Below are 17,656 nucleotides of genomic sequence, written 5' to 3'. Positions count from 1 at the left end.
GTAGTAGGCATATAAGCTCACATCCTTTCTTTGGGAATTAGTCACTTTTATTGTAAAGTATGTGAGCCTTGTATGCTTATTTTTTGCAAAAAAATAATGTTGGAAGTGACACCGTAGTGGTGTCACCCCAACATTTATTATAGAACCCCTAAAATTCTACAAGGGAACTTTAGGTGCCAATTCGAATATAACTATATTAAATTAATTATCATATAGTATTTCTACAGCTATGATACTAATTATAAATGATCCCAAGGACCGTCACGCAAGTCTTGTTCCCAATAATACTCAACCTTCATATCACTGCGTTTAACCTTATCAAACATCTTAGAACGTGCCGAAGTCATCACATTTTCACTATGTTTACCACCAAAGTACGCATATCTAGACTTACCTAAAGTATACATAACAGATACATAAGGTTCTACAGAACTAATATTGCTTTTACCAATTCCTAAGTCTACAGAGATATGAGGCGTCACATTCATTTTAGCGCCTACCTTTAGCCCATGTATAGATTGCCACTTATGTTGGTCAATATAGAACATCTCTTCTGGATGTTCTCCTGGCGCTTTTGTTTTCCAATGATATCCTTCCACATAACTAGATAGCCAACGGGCATTCTTATAATCTCGTGTATACCGTATATCAAAGCCATCCAATACATGTTCATAAGAATATCGGGGTGTTCTACGAATACCATCAGGTGGTGTACTAAAGCTATCATGGAAAATTATTGCCCGTGGTACTTGACGCAAAGGTGTGTTAATGTCATAAGGCCCCACCTTTTTTTCTGATAGTCCATGGTATACATTGACACTAATCGTATTTAGACCAGCTACATATTCTAATCCTGCACTAACACGAGAAAATTTATTCTTAAAAGCATAGTCATAGAATACATTGGCACCGACGTAGGCATGCTCATGTGTACTAAGACGGCGATAGCCAATACCAGCAGTACCGACAACACCAAGAGTATCATGTTCTACTACTTCACCTTTATCAATATAAGTTCCTTGCCCGACAATTCTTCCAAAATCTGCGTCCGCCCCATTCCAATATGTAGTAGTGGAAACTTTTTCCCCACCATTACCATCTAAGCGCCCTTGTACAAACACCATAGATTTGACATTTTTGCCATATTTTTTTATAGGTTGCAATGTTTCTATAAAATACTTTGCGTTCATTTTCTGCTTAGAATTATGATTATGATAATGGAATCGTGTATCATAGTCTAGATTATTATCGGTCATTTGTTTATTAGGCATTGCATAATCATGATAAGAATCTTTCTGAGACCCTTGTAAACCAATACCGATGTCTGTACGATCCATCCAGTTACTTCGGTCAGTATCCCCGGCTTTCACATCAGTACTCACATCTGCAGCCATCGTTCCCACACTTAGACTGCACATAAAAGCACTGCAAGCCAAAGCTTTTAGTAATAATTTGTCTTTCATTTTTTACTCCTCTCTTACACATTCATTTTAATAATGAATATAAAATGAGTACTCTTTATTATACCTATAATCTAAAGCGCTGACAACTATAGAGAAGGAGAAGTTAATGTGTTAAAATATATGTATTATATACATCGGAGCAACATTATGAGATCAAAAACATTAACAATAGCAATTATTATTGCCATTATAGCTGCACTGAGCGCTATGTGGTATTTCTTATGGTATATTCCTCATACACCAGTCTATACGTTCCAAACTATTCGTGAAGCCGTTGAAAACAAAGATGCGGATACGGTATTGGAGCACATCGATACAACATCATTGGTTAAAAATATCGTTACTCGCGAAGGCAACACCTATGTGGATACATCCTCACCATTAGGCAAGGCCGCTGTGGCAGCAACAAAAACATTCGGTCCAGCCCTTCTTGATGATGTAATTCGTAAATATGTAGAGGATCCAGATAGTTTCAAATCGCAAAATAGTAGTGATTCAGATGTTGAAAGCGAAGACACATCCAATACGTTTTCTATGGTCGACCGCATCCAACGAGGTGAATTATTTAAACAACGCCATTTGGAAATCAAGAACATTACCTCTGAAGATGATGGCGATACCGCCACAGTAACCGTAACGATTCACAATACAAAAACAAACCAAACAGCTCCCATCCGAGTACTTATGAAGCACATCGGTGACGGAACTTGGGCCATCTACGATATCCCAGATATCGAAGCACTCTATAAAATCACAAGAAAATAAAGACCTCTTTCGTAGCAAATACGTTTGTAGAGGTAGATGATAGCAAAACTCTCCACCGGCCGGGTCTGTCTACGCCCTTCGGGCTTCGCAGGGCCAAAGTCGAATTTTGCTATCATCTACCTCTTTTCCGTATCAGCTTACAAAAAGAGGTCTTTTTTTCTTATCGATTTTTAGGTACTATCGCACAGGTTACGGTAACCTGAGATATCAAGCGATGGCTTTCATCATACATATCAAAGCGCCAAACATGAGATGTTTTCCCTTGTAAGAGTAGCTGTCCTTTAGCAATCAAATCGCCTTCTGCTTTCATAGGGCGCATGTGATTTGCGGTTACCGATTGTCCTACAGCAAATTGATCATCTCGAATCAGTTGATTGCTGAGCATCCCCGATAAAATTTCACCAAAGGCCAAAGTAGCTCCGCCATTGAGATAGCCTTGTGGCTGCGCATGATAACTAGTTAAATGCATCACCCCTTGCCCACTGGTAGGTCCGGTTAGCTCTACACCATCGATTTGTAATGCGTCTATCATTGTCATAGTGTTCGTTTCTCCACTGTATATTCTTCAATACGATTATCCAATACATCAACGCCAAGACCAGCACCATTAGGCACCTGCATGGTCCCATCGGTAAATGAAATTTCTGGATTGATAAGGTCATGTTCAAAATAGCGACTAGAATCGGATAAATCCCCTGCCATATAGGTATCACCTAAGGCAGCAAGTTGAACATGTAATATCTTTGAGATTCCTGATTCAACCATGCTACCAATCCAGTAGGGAATACCTGCTTCGCGGCATCGTAAAATAGCGGCTCGCGTCTGTATTAAGCCCCCAAGACGACCTACTTTCACATTGAGTACATCGATTAATCTATACTCGATTGCATAAGATAAGTCATCATAGGATAAAATCGACTCATCTAAACAAATAGAGGTCGTAATAGGCCAATTAGGCAACGATTCCTTCCACGCTTTATAGGTAGTCAAATTCATCATGCTAAAGGGTTCCTCTATGCATAGTAAATTCAAATCATTATAGGCAGCCACCATATCTAACTGGTCATAAGTATAACTTTGGTTAGCATCAACAGCTAAGGCTAATTCTGGATAGGCTTCACGTACAAGTTGTGTCCGTTCATAACCATCACGAGGTGATACCTTGAGTTTAATTCGTTTACAACCATTGGCTACATGCTGTTCCACGATACCTAATAGTTCATCCATGGACACGTCACCAACGACGATGCCATTTGAAATAGTTGATTCTAAAGACTGCCCCATAATATACGACACAGAATTCACGTCTTTTCGGTTGCAATCTAGATTAATTAAAGCATTTTCAAGGCCTGCTATCGTCATGGGCATATTGTCGCGCTTTAACCAAAATTGTAACTGCCGAATATAGGCCATTAATGGTTTTGGCCGCATCAAGCGCAACTCTAGAATATAGGTATCCACCAATTGTTTCCATGCGGAATCAACAGTTTCTGCCGTATAAAAAGGGTCTGTGAAAGCGACACATTCCCCGTATCCAACATAGCCTTGTTGATCCTCGATACGAACGATGATACTTTCACGAACACGAACAGTACCCTTAGCCGTTTTAAATTCAAACTTTAAGGGCAAAGCCACACGATACGTCGTTATGGATTTAAAGTTCAATACATCATTCATGAGAACCTCCATTTGACGCAGTCATATCGAGATAGGAGGCCAACGACTTACGCATAATCTTACCTGTCCCATTACGTGGCAATGCATCCATAATTGTAATGTATTTAGGCACCTTGTATTTGGCTAGCTTACTAGAAATATAGTCTCGTACGATCATTTTCAAATCGGCACCTAATGCATCTATATCATCAAAAGCAACAAATAGTGCGGGCACCTGCCCCCATTTCGTATCGGCTACAGGAATAACCGCACATTCCTTCACACCTTGCATAGCATACACAGTATCTTCAATTTCCTTCGGATAGATATTCTCGCCTCCAGAAATAATCAAATCTATACGACGATTTAAGATGTATAAAAACCCATCTTCATCGACATAACCCATATCATCGGTATTAAAATCGCCATGAATCGGCTCGCGATTAATATAACCACTCATAACCATGGGCCCATTCAAATGAATTTCCCCGACCCCATCGACATCAGGATTTACGATATGTACGGTCATCCTCGGCAAGGGTTTACCTACCGAATCGAGTTTATTTAGATTTGATAATACAGGCATGGTCACGCTTTGACTAAAGGTTTCTGTCATGCCATAAGTTTTATAAATCGGTAACTGCTTTGCTACACATGCATCAACTAGAGGTCTCGGTATAAATTCACCGCCTAATAAGATAACCCGCAATTGATGGTGAATAATGCGCGGTTCCAGATTCTTTAAGATGGTAGGCACCAGAGACATCATGTTAATGCGACCATCATGAATATATTGCAACACCTGTTCTTCGTCATAGGATTCCATAATGGTCATAGCCGTGCCATTATACAGAGACCGCATCAAGATGGATAATCCGCTCACATGGAACAACGGCAATACCATGAGCCAATTGTCTTGCTCGGTCCTTCCCAACACCTCTTGTGATGCTTGTACATGAGCCTTAATTTGCCCCCAACGAAGCGGCACTGATTTAAACTGCCCCGTTGTAGCACTGGTATTCATAATCGCAGCTATGTCACGATCGTCAAAGGTCCAATCAAAGGTATCCTCTGCTATATCATGCAACGTAGCTTCCACGGATTCAAACTCAATGGCCGTTACGGATGCTGGTACTTGTGCCCGTCGCTTAGCACTATGTAACACAGTTGTAATATGCAGCTCACATAACTGATTTTCTATTTCAAGCGCTGTAAGATGTACATTTAATAAAAGTACCTCTTTACGGACTAACATGGCTGCCAAGAGATAAACAGCCATTGTTACGGAGTTATCCGATACTATCGCGATGCGTCTATCTAACAGCGTTTGTAATCGCGTTGCCACGTACACAACAGCACTATATATGTCGTGATAGGTATATTCATTCATACACATACGATTCGGATAGTGCTGCTTTCCATATCGTAACCAGTCCATCATCTCACCTCTTAGCTAACCATAATACTATAAAACAATACGTATAAGAAAGGCGCCTCCTATAGAGGCGCACTGCTTATCATGTAAAGGGTTTAGGTCCATACATAAGGACTGATACCCCTACTCCTATTAAGGGAATTTAGGGAATTGTTTAAAATCTGGTTTGCGTTTTTCTTTGAACGCATCACGGCCTTCTTTAGCTTCATCTGTTGTATAGTACATCAACGTTGCATCGCCTGCAAATTGTTGTAAACCTGCAAGGCCATCGGTATCTGCGTTGAAGGACGCTTTCAACATGCGCAATGCCATAGGGGACAATGCCAAAATTTCGTTACACCATTGAACCGTTTCTTCTTCCAATTTATCGAACGGTACCACGCAGTTAACCATGCCCATTTCATAAGCTTGCGCAGCCGTGTATTGACGGCAAAGGAACCATACTTCGCGAGCGCGTTTATGACCGATCATGCGCGCTAAGTAGCCAGCACCATAACCAGCATCGAAGGAGCCTACACGTGGACCTGTTTGACCGAATTTTGCATTTTCAGAAGCGATAGTAAGGTCGCATACGATGTGCAATACATGTCCACCGCCAATAGCAAAACCATTTACCATAGCGATAACAGGTTTTGGAATGATGCGGATTAAATGTTGCAAATCAAGTACGTTAAGACGAGGAATATTGTCATCGCCTACATAACCGCCATTGCCGCGCACACGTTGGTCACCGCCAGAGCAGAATGCCTCTTTATCTTCGCCTTGGCCGTGGTTGGCACCAGTCAAGATAATAACACCGATTTCTGCATCATCGCGAGCAATTGTGAATGCATCAATAAGCTCAATTACGGTTTTAGGACGAAATGCGTTGCGCACTTCTGGGCGATTAATCGTGATTTTTGCAATACCATTATAGGTTTCGTAAATTACATCTTCATAATTACGATCCAATACTTTCCAATCAAATTTGCTCATGGAGGTTACCTTTCCTTATATAAAAAATCTGCTAAGGCCGTCATAAACGGGCCCGGCTTTTCTAAATGTACATTATGTCCCGCCCCATTGACGATGACATGGTCACAGTTTGGTAAATTACTAAACCGCTCTTCTCCTATTGTAGTATATTTTGTATCTAGTGCGCCACTAATATATAGAAATGGCATAGATAATTCTTGTAATCGATGGCCTACATAGGGCATGACGCCCTGCCCCGAACCTCGCAACGTAGCCGCTAGTGCATAGGGACTATTGTGTGCTCGTCGTTGGAACAATTTATCATGTACGATTGGTGAAAGCTGGCTTTGACTTTCAAAAATAGAGATTTCTGACCATTTAGTAGCAAACCAATGCCCATCATGGTCTTCTATAGCTAGTGCCAATTGCTCATCGGACTCTTTACGCGCGTGTCGTTCTCCATCCGATTCAATGCCAACAGAACCACTTTCTAAAATGAGATTTTCAATTTCTGAACCATACTCAAGAGCGTAAATCAATGCTAATCGTGCACCCATGGAGTAGCCCATGAGAGAATAGCTTTCACCAGCCACGGCGGAAATCACCGTATGCAAATCATTTAGCATGGTAGGAATAGAAAATACGCTCTCATCGTCTGGTATATCCGAATCTCCATGACCAATCGTATCGATGCGGATAAGCTGATAGCCCGGTACAACGATGCCATCCCAGGTATAGCCTGACTCAGAAAAGCCATGTAAGCACACAAGAGGTTTTCCGGCACCAGCTAGCGTCACCCCATATCGATACTCACCAAGATCGACATACATGCGAAGTGCTGGATTGTATATGGAGTTATCTATAATATTGCAAGCATATTGGCTCATAGTCAATCCTCCCCCGTAGGTATTGTCGTATATAACTTATGTAGTTCTCTGCTTCGTTCTTTAGACGTTGGAATTTCAATGACATGAACACCCCTGGTACCTACATAGTTTTGCAACGCAACTTTCAATTCATCATTATTAGAAACACGTACAAAATCAATACCATAAAGTGTGGCAAGCCCACTATAATCTAATCCTTGTGCCGTACTAAACAAATAATCAAAATGTGGCGTCCCCTTTTGCGGTAAATATTCAAAAATACCGCCTCCATCATTATTGTGAACAATGATGGTTACATTTAAGGGATGCGTTTTCGCCACGGCGAGGCCATTCAAATCGTGAAAAAAGGTCAAGTCCCCCGTAAGCAACACGGTCGGAACACCATTAGTAGCTATGCCAAGAGCCGTAGAAACGGTACCATCAATACCGTTAACGCCACGGTTACCATAGATAATAGCACTGTGACGATTACCAGCCCAGAAATAATCCATATCTCGAATGCTCATACTATTGGCAACCATAATTTGACTATGTTCTGGCAATAGTTCTTGTAAAAGATGAATCGTATATCCTTCAAACAACTCTTGTTCCCTAGCTACGGTATCGAGTTGTTTACGCCCTACTATGTCTGCATGAATCCACGTAGCTAGATAGCCATTATCCGCTGTATCGAGATCCTCATCAGTACCTTCTGCATATTCCTCATTTTCCATTATATGAAAATCAGGAATCTGCATTTTCAGTGCATCAACCAAACCTTGTGGCGTCGATTGTACAAAGAGTGTCGTGTTTCCTGCAGGATTCGTATAGTCCATTGTTGGGCCAACAGATATGATTGGGATATGTTGCATGGATGCCACCCACTGCTGAACGCGTTTAGATACGACCATCTGACCAATTTGTAAAATGCAATCTGGTCGCATTGTATCTCGATACACCTCTTGTGAAAGCAATGCATCATAAGATGTAATGACTCGTTCATCATAAACACGACGCATATTGGACAATGGATCACCTAATATTGGCGCATGAAATATATTAGATAGACCAAGAATGGCATCGGCAGCCTCAAGATTCGTACTTGGCCCCGCTAAGATAAGCACTTTTTTATTAGCAAGGAGGTCATAGATAGTGCATACATCACCTGGGTGAATAGCAGCCGGAACAACAGAAAATGGTTGCCTGCCACATTCAAAATGTTTCCTATCTAACTCCGGTACCAATGGCTCAAAGAGCGGTACATTAATATGCACCGGTCCCCTTTTCACATCCATAGACTTCATATAAGCCTTACGAGCTACTAGGCGCGGATACGTATAGTAATGGTCCTGTTGTGGTACAGCTAATTCTTCGTAATAATTAACGGCTGTTCCGAATAGCTTTTGTTGGTCCACCGTTTGTGGAGCCCCTACATGTTGCAATGTGTGAGGCCTATCTGCGGATAAAATAATCAAGGGTACACCACTATATTTTGCTTCTAGTATAGCCGGCATGTAATGTGCCACCGCTGACCCCGATGTACACACGAGAATTACAGGCTTTCTATAGGCCTTAGCGATGCCTAACGCCATAAACCCTGCGGACCGTTCATCAATATTCATATAGGTTTCAAAAGCACCGTGTTCCCTAAATAGCATGGCCATCGTTGTAGATCGAGAACCAGGGCTAAACACAGCATGCGTGATGCCTAATTGGGCGAACTCATCCACCAAGGTGGCAATATATTCATTCATGTAATTTCTCCGTAATATAGATGGGATATTTCCTCATCATAGTAATTTCGCACTAGTTCTTACCATTTACAATGCATCTAGAATAGTACGCATTTTATTATTCGTTTCTATATACTCTTCATCCGCATCAGAATCAGCAACTACACCGCATCCGGCGTACGCATACAGAACATTGTCCATAATGAGCGCGGATCGAATGGCGACAACAATAATGCCATCCCCCATATCCTTCATAAAGCCAAACGGAGCGGCGTACATACCACGCTCATGTGCTTCATATTGTTGTAGCAAAGCCAATGCCTTATCTCGCGGTTCTCCGCCAAGAGCCGGTGTAGGATGTAATAACTTCGCCCATTCAATGAGCGACTTTGTACTATCCTTGGCCATTATGATAGTTCTCAAATGATACAGATGAGCAAGCTCCATAATCTCTGTTTTACCAACGGAAACATCTTGAGTTACCTCTTTCATTGTTTGTACAATACGATCTCGAACGATATTATGTTCAAATAGATTTTTCTCATCAGTTAATAACTGTTCCTTGGTCCATGCATGAGGTCCATCCTTGGGTGCTGTTCCCGCCAATGCATAGCTAAGGATTTCACTGCCACGATGACGTACCAAAATTTCTGGAGAAGCCCCTACGAAGGTACGCCCGTCCTTTTCATAGCCAAAGATGAAGCAGTTCGGATTATTCTCAACCAAATTGGCCAATATACTAGCCACATTATAGGGTGTATCACTTGTAAATTGTACCTCACGGGATGCAACCACCTTTGTCATCTCCCCACGGCTGATGCCGTCTGAAATGGCATTCATCAAGTTGTCCCAATGCTCTTTATCATCACCGGTTTCACGGAAATCATGACGAATATGAGGCACTTCTATATCTTCGATGCTAACGCTTTCACCAGCATGCAAATAAAAGGATTCTCCATTTTCTACGATGTAGTAATGGGTGAACGCAATCATTTCATGCCCCATTACCGACCACTTAGGATCCTTTGATGTATCAAAAAAAGTATCCCCATAAAATACGTACGCATAATTATGGCGGTCCTCATCATCTTTGACTGTGGCTAGACGTTTAGCGCCTACAACAATACGATCACTTTGCCGGTCCACCCAAAAAACACGTTCCTCATTGGGGAAATTAAGCCAAAAGGCTACAGGACTATTCAGTTGTAACGGTTCTTTAGTATAAATCATAATGGTATATCGCTATTACAAAGAAAACAGACTCTATTAGATCACCAAATGTCACCTACATTGGTGTTTCTATGTATATCGATATTATTATATCACGGGTATATACTAAATTATAGGCAATAAAAATCCCCTACACTGTATGCATACACATATAGTATAGGGGATTATGTATTATTTGAAAGCTTTTGCACCAATATCCTTACGATATTGCATACCCTTAAAGGTAATATGGTCTACGCGCTCATAGGCACGGTCTAAAGCAGTTTGTAGGTCCTTACCAAGTCCTACAACACCAAGAACACGACCACCATTCGTGACATAATGGTCACCTTCTAGCTTCGTTCCGGAATGGAAAATAATGGATGTATCATATTGTACGAGTTCACCTAAGATGACATCACCTTTAGACGAGGTTTCTGGATAGCCTTTTGAAGCGAGGATAACACAGGCAGCAGAAGAGTCCTTCCATTTCACCATATCAGACCGTAATGTACCAGTGGCACAGGCCATCATAATTTGGCCCAAATCACCTTCCAACAATGGCAATACCACTTGTGTTTCTGGATCCCCAAAGCGTGCATTAAATTCTACCACCTTCGGACCTTCATTGGTAATCATAAGACCTGCATAAAGACAACCTACATAGGGCATACCTTCATTTGCCATGGCTGCCACCATAGGCTCTAAAATAGTCTTCATCGCTTCGTCTCGCAACGCATCGGTTAGCACAGGTGCTGGTGCATAGGTTCCCATACCGCCCGTATTAGGGCCCTTATCACCATCAAAGATACGTTTATGATCTTGAGACGCAATCATAGGAACTACGGTTTTACCATCCACAAAGGCAAGAAGGCTCGCTTCTTCACCTGCCATGAATTCCTCAATAACAACGGTGCTACCAGCTTCACCAAAGCGATTACCACTAAGCATATCGTCAACGGCTGCATTAGCTTCGTCAACAGTCATAGCTACAACAACGCCCTTACCAGCTGCTAATCCATCTGCTTTTACTACAATAGGTGCTCCAGTTTTAGCAATGAATTGTTTTGCTTCATCTGCATTAGAGAATACGCCATATGCAGCAGTTGGGATATTATATTTTTTCATAAGCTCTTTAGCAAAGACTTTAGAACCTTCCAATTGAGCAGCCGCCTTAGATGGTCCGAATACAGGAATTCCCGCTTCATTTAATACATCCGCAAGTCCCGCTACAAGAGGCGCTTCAGGACCTACAACAACAAGGTCCACCTTATTGTCCTTCAAGAAACGAATAAGATGATCTGTATGAGACCAATCGATACCTACTAGTTCAGCACAATTCTTCATAGCCGCACTACCTGGAACGGCGTACACCTTTTCTACACTCGGACTGATGGATAAACGCCACGCAATAGCGTGTTCGCGTCCACCATTACCGATTACGCAAACTTTCATAGTTACCTCTAATGTTTAAAATGACGAATGCCTGTAAATACCATAGCAATACCCGCTTCATCAGCAGCCTTAATAGATTCTTCATCACGGATAGAACCACCTGGTTGGATAATAGCAGCTATCCCATGTTTAGCCGCTGTTTCTACGGTATCGCCAAATGGGAAAAACGCATCAGATGCAAGAACAGCCCCTTTTGCAGCCTCTCCAGCTTGTTCAAGGGCAATTTTAGCGGAACCAACGCGGTTCATTTGACCGGCCCCGACACCGAGTGTGCGTTTTTCATTAGAAATAAGGATGGCATTGGATTTTACATGTTTTACAAGCTTCCATGCAAATTCAAGCGCCTTCCATTGTTCTTCTGTAGGTTGCGCCTTTGTAACAACCTTATAATTAGCACGGTCTTCTACGATGTCATCTTCTGTTTGTACGAGCATACCGCCAGACACCTTTTTCACAGTTACTTGGCCAGATTCAGGCTTAGATAACTCGATGAGACGAATATTTTTCTTCGCTTCCAAGATGTCTAGAGCTTCCTTTGTGAAAGCTGGCGCCATGATGACTTCTAAGAAAATTTTGCTCATTTCTTCGGCTGTAGCCCCATCAACTTCGCGATTTAACGCAACAATACCGCCAAAGGCAGATACGGAATCAGCTTCATAGGCATTGACATACGCATCATGCAATGTGGATGCCGTTGCGGCACCACATGGATTAGTATGTTTAATAATACATGCAGCAGGATCCGTAAATTCCCATACCATATTCCATGCAGCTTCCATATCGACGATATTGTTATAAGATAACTCCTTACCGTGTAGTTGCTTCAATGCTCCCATACCGTGAGCCGTGCCAATTTCTTTATAAAAAGCTGCTTTTTGATGTGGATTTTCGCCATAACGAAGGTCCATAACCTTTTCATAAGCGCTTAAATATTCAGGAGGTGTAGGGCCTTCTCCGATTACACCACTCATATAATTAGCAATTGCTGTATCATAAGCGGCTGTATGAGCAAAGGCTTCTTTAGCTAAGGCAAAACGATACTCTTGCGTCAATGCACCATTCGTTTTAAGCATTTCTAAAATCTCATCATAGTGATCAGGGTTAACTACAATACCTACATACGCATTATTTTTAGCTGCAGAGCGCACCATAGTCGGGCCACCAATATCTATATTTTCGATAGCCTCTTCTAATGAAACATTTGGTTTTGCAATCGTTTCGCGGAAAGGATATAAATTGACTACCACTAAATCGATTGGCAAAATACCATGTTCTTCCATAGCGGCTCGATGCTCTACATTATCACGAATTGCTAATATGCCACCATGTACCTTTGGATGTAACGTTTTTACACGACCATCCATCATTTCAGGAAAGCCAGTAAGAGATTCTACAGCCTTTGCAGGAACGCCTGCATCAGTAATAGCTTTCAACGTGCCACCTGTAGAATAGATAGTTACCCCTAACTCTACAAGACCTTTGGCAAAGTCAACAATACCTGTTTTATCAGAAACACTAAGTAATGCGTTTTGAATCATCGTTCCTCCTAAATATAATGTACAATGCGTCCTTCTATGCGCAATTTATCTTCACAGAACAAGCGAAGTGCTTCACGATAGGTCGCATGTTCTACGGGCAATAATCGTTCGGACAAAGTATCCTCTGTATCATCAGGATATACAGGAACTGTATTTTGCATAATGATAGGACCTGTATCCATACCGGCATCTACGAAATGAACGGTACAACCAGTTACTTTTACGCCTGCATCGATAGCCTGTTGATGACCATGAAGTCCTGGAAAGGATGGCAATAAAGCGGGATGAATATTTAACATCTTATGCTCATAGCGAGCAATAAGGCCGGCCCCTACAATACGCATGTAGCCTGCCAATACAATACCATCGACACAATACGGCTCAAGAGCATCCAATTGAGCTTGTTCAAAGGCTTGCTTTGAACCGAACTGACTGCGTTCAATAGCAATGAGTGGAATACCCCAGCCTTTAGAGCGTTCTACAATACCAGCATCGACATGGTCTGTAATAATAACGACAAACTCGCCATTGATAAGCCCCTCTTGCATCGCCTTGTACAAGGCTTCGCCATTTGAGCCTCTACCGCTAGCAAATAGAGCAAGACGCTTTTTAGATACGGAATTAGTCATTAAATACCGCCCCTTTTACGACAACAGGGCCTTCGCCTGCAACGATACGACCAATTTCATATACCGCTTCATTGCGGCTTTCAAGATTAGCTTTCACCGTATCTACGTCATCGGCATCTACGATGAGAATCATACCGATACCCATGTTAAACGTACGGTACATTTCATGCCAATCCACATTGCCCCATTCTTGCAATTTTGTAAACACAGGAAGGCGTGGCCATGTATCACAATCTATCTCAGCGGTTACGCCATTTGGTAGTACACGTGGAATGTTTTCATAGAAACCACCACCTGTGATATGAACCATACCTTTGATATAATTTTCTTTAATCAACGGCAATACAGCTTTAGGATACAAGCGTGTTGGTATTAATAGTTCTTCGCCAAGGGTTTTACCGAATTCTGGAATTTCTTGATCTATAGAGAAACCCTTATGGTCGAAAACGATTTTACGAACCAAGGAGAACCCATTGGAATGAACACCGGAGGATGGCAAACCAAGAATAACGTCACCAGCTTTAATATGTTCACCTGTAATTAGTTTAGGGCGATCTACAATACCTACGGCAAAACCTGCCACATCATAGTCACCTTCACCATAGAAACCAGCCATTTCAGCTGTTTCCCCACCAAGAAGAGCACATCCAGATTCTTCACAAGCATTAGCGACGCCGCGTACGATATCAGCGACTTGTACCGGATCAAGTTTACCAACGGCTACATAGTCTAAGAAGAATAAAGGTGTTGCCCCTTGCACAAGAATATCATTTACACTCATAGCAACACAGTCTTGGCCAATCGTATCATGTTTATCCATCATGATAGCGAGGCGCAATTTTGTACCAACCCCGTCTGTGCCAGATACGAGCATTGGTTCTTCCATGGAATGACCTGCTAAGGAGTAAAGGCCACCAAAGCCTCCTAAATCACCTACAACACCTGCTGTGTATGTTCTTTTTACGGATTCTTTCATCAACTCTACGGCTTTATTACCGGCATCGATATCTACACCTGCATCACGATAGGTTAATCCTGTTTTATTCGAGCACATATTTGACCCCTTCCTCTTGTTCTGTAGGCACATCTACCCTGTAATCACCATTGAAACAAGCGAAACATAAATCCGCTTCTGGCACGCCGCTAACAGCTCGGCACAAGCCTTCTTTTGATAGATAATGCAATTTATCTGCTTTAATATAATCTCTAATTTCTTCAATTGTATGTGTGGCCGCAATCAATTCTTTACGAACCGATGTATCAATACCATAGTGACAAGAATATTCGATAGCTGGCGAGCTAACGCACATATAGATTTCCTTAGCGCCTGCCTCTTTTAACATCTTAACGATAAGGCCGCTTGTGGTACCACGCACGATAGAATCATCGATTAATACAATACGTTTACCGCCTACAACCTCTGGCATAGCATTTAGCTTCATGCGCACAGCCAATTCCCGTTCTTCTTGATTAGGTTTGATAAATGTACGTCCACTGTATCGATTTTTAATCAAACCTTCTGCAAAAGGGATACCCGATGCCCGAGCATATCCAAGAGCAGCCGTCGTGCCAGAGTCTGGAATAGACATGACGATATCTGCATCATATTTAGTTTCATTATATAGTTCACGTCCCATATTGAGTCGTGTTTCATATACAGATTGGCCATCGATTTTACTATCGGAGCGGGCAAAATAAATATATTCAAAGACACAAAGTTTTTTATCAATTTTTTGAGGTTCTGCATAGATTGTGCTGCGCACACCACGATCATCGATAATAACCATCTCACCTGGGTCAATATCGCGGATAAATTCAGCCTTTATAGCATCAAAAGCACAGCTTTCACTAGATAAAACATAACCATGTTCAGTCTTACCTAAGCAAAGCGGTCTAAAGCCTTGTGGATCACGAACCCCAACGAGAGAGTCGTTAGTTGTAATAACCAAGGAAAAGGCCCCTTCGATTTGTCGTGCTGCATCAGCAATGCGCTCCTCTTGCGTATCAGCCTTAGAACGAGCGATTAAATTTACGATAACCTCTGAATCCATAGTTGTTTGAAAAATGGAACCGTCTGCTTCTAGTCGACGGCGGATATCTAGGGCATTTGTCAAATTACCATTATGAGCTACCGCAATTTGGCCACCTTGATAATGGATTACGAGAGGTTGAATATTACGTGGGTTATTAGAACCCGTCGTAGAATACCGAACATGACCAGTCCCCATATGGCTTTTTAATGTTGGTAATTCCTTGATGGCCTCGGTCAATAACCCCATACCTTTTTTTAGAGCCACTTCATTACCATCGGTAATAGCGATACCAGCACTTTCTTGACCGCGATGTTGAAGGGCAAACAATCCCCAATATACATATCGTGCAACGTCAATGGTGCGATCAAACACACCAAAGACGCCACATTCTTCATGCCATTTGTCAAAAATTGGATCGTAGTTCATCAATAACCCCCAGGTTATGCACGTTCGCCTGTTAAGCGGAATAACATTTCTTTATAAGCTTCTTCGATATTGCCAAGGTCGCGACGGAAACGGTCTTTATCGAGCTTTTCACCAGTTGTTGCATCCCAGAAACGGCATGTATCAGGAGAAATTTCGTCGCCAAGCAATACTTCACCATTATGTGTACCAAATTCAAGTTTAAAATCGACTAATGTTACATTCTTAGTTGCCAAAAAGTTTTTAAGGATATCGTTTACCTTCATAGTAATTTCGGAAATTCTATCCAATTGTTCTTGCGTTGCCCAGCCAAGAGCTGTGATTTGGGATTCGTTGGCAAATGGATCGCCAAGTTCATCATTTTTGTAGCAGAATTCAAGAATTGGATGTTTAAGAGGCGTACCTTCTTCAATGCCAAAACGTTTAGCCATAGATCCTGCTGCAATATTACGAACAATAACTTCTAGAGGAACAATGTTCAACGTCAATACTGTTTGATTGCGGTCATCTTCACGACGAACGAAGTGTGTTGGAATGCCTTCTTTTTTCAACAATTCAAAGAAAAATGAGGAAATTTTATTGTTCAATACGCCTTTACCAAGGATAGTATCATGTTTTTCACCATTAAATGCAGTAGCGTCATCTTTGTAGTGAACAATATATGTTTCCTTATCATCTGTTTGATACACTTGTTTTGCTTTGCCTTCGTATAAAAGTGTTAATTTTTCCAAATCGATATTAGCCATGATAGTAATCCTCCTATGTAATAATTATTTATTTAATTCTGCTTGTAATGAAGCATTATCTGCTAAAACCTTGTCAGCCATATCTTTACGATAGGCAACATATTTTTCTTTTAGTTCCTTGTTGAAAGTAGCCCCGATTTGTACTGCAAATAATGCAGCATTTTTTGCACCATCTACGGCCATTGTTGCTACTGGCATACCAGACGGCATTTGTACGATTGCCAAGAGGGAATCAATGCCCTTTAATGCTGTTGCATTAAGAGGGATACCGATAACAGGTATGGTTGTAAAACTTGCTACCACTCCAGGTAGATGGGCTGCAGCGCCTGCACCTGCGATAAAAGCGATAGCCCCTTCTGCTTCAAGGCGTTCCACAAAAGACTTAACAGCCTCAGGTGTACGATGCGCAGAAGCGATCACCATTTCATAAGGAATATTGAATTCATCTAATATAGCAGATGCTTTTTTCATCGTGTCCAGGTCAGATTTACTGCCCATGATAATGCCAACCTTCATTGTTCCTCCTTAGTAAAAAAACTCGACCTAAAAAGGCCGAGTTTACACACTGATAGCGTTAGCAGAAATAGTCATAATAGTAACGGATGTTAGGTTCATATGTCTCTTCATGATAACGCCTCCTTATCTGTATCTAAATTGTATCAGACCAATTTCTATCGGTCAATCATTTTTCGAATAATAATTATATAGTTTTTATAATTGTTCGTAATGTTCCGAACTATACAATACTTAT

16 protein-coding genes are annotated in these 17,656 nt (G+C 41.6%); 1 reads left to right on the top strand and 15 read right to left on the bottom strand.

All coding sequences use genetic code 11. The annotated features are described in order from the left end of the window. Window positions 1-239: 239 nt before the first annotated feature. Window positions 240-1,463, bottom strand: a complete 1,224-nt coding sequence (locus VIHSUH07_RS07995) for an inverse autotransporter beta domain-containing protein (RefSeq protein WP_105084553.1) — start codon at window positions 1,461-1,463, stop codon at window positions 240-242. 147 nt (window positions 1,464-1,610) lie between these two features. On the opposite strand from VIHSUH07_RS07995, the gene VIHSUH07_RS07990 reads away from it, so the two are divergent. Continuing rightward, the gene (locus VIHSUH07_RS07990; protein ID WP_005382170.1) at window positions 1,611-2,228 is read left to right on the top strand and encodes a DUF2939 domain-containing protein; all 618 of its coding nucleotides are present in this window, start codon (window positions 1,611-1,613) and stop codon (window positions 2,226-2,228) included. A 160-nt stretch (window positions 2,229-2,388) separates the two neighbouring features. Here VIHSUH07_RS07990 and VIHSUH07_RS07985 read toward each other — a convergent pair whose 3' ends face one another. From VIHSUH07_RS07985 to purE, 14 genes are all read right to left on the bottom strand, one after another. Then, the gene (locus tag VIHSUH07_RS07985) at window positions 2,389-2,766 is read right to left on the bottom strand and encodes a PaaI family thioesterase (RefSeq protein WP_105084552.1); all 378 of its coding nucleotides are present in this window, start codon (window positions 2,764-2,766) and stop codon (window positions 2,389-2,391) included. Continuing rightward, entirely contained in the window at window positions 2,763-3,905 is a 1,143-nt protein-coding gene (gene menC, locus VIHSUH07_RS07980) for an o-succinylbenzoate synthase (protein ID WP_105084551.1), read from the bottom strand. The genes VIHSUH07_RS07985 and menC overlap by 4 nt, the downstream gene beginning before the upstream one ends. Then, a complete protein-coding gene (gene menE, locus VIHSUH07_RS07975) occupies window positions 3,898-5,325 on the bottom strand; it encodes an o-succinylbenzoate--CoA ligase (RefSeq protein ID WP_105084550.1) in 1,428 nt (475 codons plus the stop codon). The genes menC and menE overlap by 8 nt, the downstream gene beginning before the upstream one ends. Before the next feature lie 126 nt (window positions 5,326-5,451). Next, a complete protein-coding gene (gene menB / locus VIHSUH07_RS07970; protein WP_005377688.1) occupies window positions 5,452-6,294 on the bottom strand; it encodes a 1,4-dihydroxy-2-naphthoyl-CoA synthase in 843 nt (280 codons plus the stop codon). A gap of 5 nt (window positions 6,295-6,299) precedes the next feature. Continuing rightward, window positions 6,300-7,160 (bottom strand): 2-succinyl-6-hydroxy-2,4-cyclohexadiene-1-carboxylate synthase, encoded by an 861-nt coding sequence (gene menH / locus VIHSUH07_RS07965; protein ID WP_105084549.1) that lies wholly within the window; start codon window positions 7,158-7,160, stop codon window positions 6,300-6,302. Window positions 7,161-7,162: 2 nt separating this feature from the next. After that, complete coding sequence (gene menD / locus VIHSUH07_RS07960; RefSeq protein WP_105084548.1) at window positions 7,163-8,893, bottom strand: 2-succinyl-5-enolpyruvyl-6-hydroxy-3-cyclohexene-1-carboxylic-acid synthase; 1,731 nt, start codon at window positions 8,891-8,893, stop codon at window positions 7,163-7,165. A 66-nt stretch (window positions 8,894-8,959) separates the two neighbouring features. Then, window positions 8,960-10,102, bottom strand: a complete 1,143-nt coding sequence (locus VIHSUH07_RS07955) for an isochorismate synthase (protein WP_105084547.1) — start codon at window positions 10,100-10,102, stop codon at window positions 8,960-8,962. Between the two features lie 171 nt (window positions 10,103-10,273). Continuing rightward, window positions 10,274-11,536 (bottom strand): phosphoribosylamine--glycine ligase, encoded by a 1,263-nt coding sequence (gene purD, locus VIHSUH07_RS07950; RefSeq protein ID WP_105084546.1) that lies wholly within the window; start codon window positions 11,534-11,536, stop codon window positions 10,274-10,276. An 8-nt stretch (window positions 11,537-11,544) separates the two neighbouring features. Continuing rightward, entirely contained in the window at window positions 11,545-13,074 is a 1,530-nt protein-coding gene (gene purH, locus VIHSUH07_RS07945) for a bifunctional phosphoribosylaminoimidazolecarboxamide formyltransferase/IMP cyclohydrolase (RefSeq protein ID WP_105084545.1), read from the bottom strand. Window positions 13,075-13,082: 8 nt separating this feature from the next. Beyond that, window positions 13,083-13,703, bottom strand: a complete 621-nt coding sequence (gene purN, locus VIHSUH07_RS07940; protein WP_105084544.1) for a phosphoribosylglycinamide formyltransferase — start codon at window positions 13,701-13,703, stop codon at window positions 13,083-13,085. Next, window positions 13,696-14,757: a phosphoribosylformylglycinamidine cyclo-ligase gene (gene purM, locus VIHSUH07_RS07935; protein WP_105084543.1), complete on the bottom strand. Its 1,062-nt coding sequence runs from the start codon at window positions 14,755-14,757 to the stop codon at window positions 13,696-13,698. The genes purN and purM overlap by 8 nt, the downstream gene beginning before the upstream one ends. Further along, window positions 14,744-16,162 (bottom strand): amidophosphoribosyltransferase, encoded by a 1,419-nt coding sequence (purF, locus tag VIHSUH07_RS07930; protein ID WP_105084542.1) that lies wholly within the window; start codon window positions 16,160-16,162, stop codon window positions 14,744-14,746. The genes purM and purF overlap by 14 nt, the downstream gene beginning before the upstream one ends. Before the next feature lie 14 nt (window positions 16,163-16,176). Then, window positions 16,177-16,905: a phosphoribosylaminoimidazolesuccinocarboxamide synthase gene (gene purC, locus VIHSUH07_RS07925; protein ID WP_105084541.1), complete on the bottom strand. Its 729-nt coding sequence runs from the start codon at window positions 16,903-16,905 to the stop codon at window positions 16,177-16,179. A gap of 24 nt (window positions 16,906-16,929) precedes the next feature. Beyond that, the gene (purE, locus tag VIHSUH07_RS07920) at window positions 16,930-17,421 is read right to left on the bottom strand and encodes a 5-(carboxyamino)imidazole ribonucleotide mutase (RefSeq protein WP_105084540.1); all 492 of its coding nucleotides are present in this window, start codon (window positions 17,419-17,421) and stop codon (window positions 16,930-16,932) included. Window positions 17,422-17,656 lie beyond the last annotated feature (235 nt).

Source organism: Veillonella sp. T34266-5 (genome assembly GCF_002959815.1).
GTDB lineage: Bacteria > Bacillota > Negativicutes > Veillonellales > Veillonellaceae > Veillonella > Veillonella atypica.
This window is presented reverse-complemented; position numbering and strand designations above follow the sequence as displayed.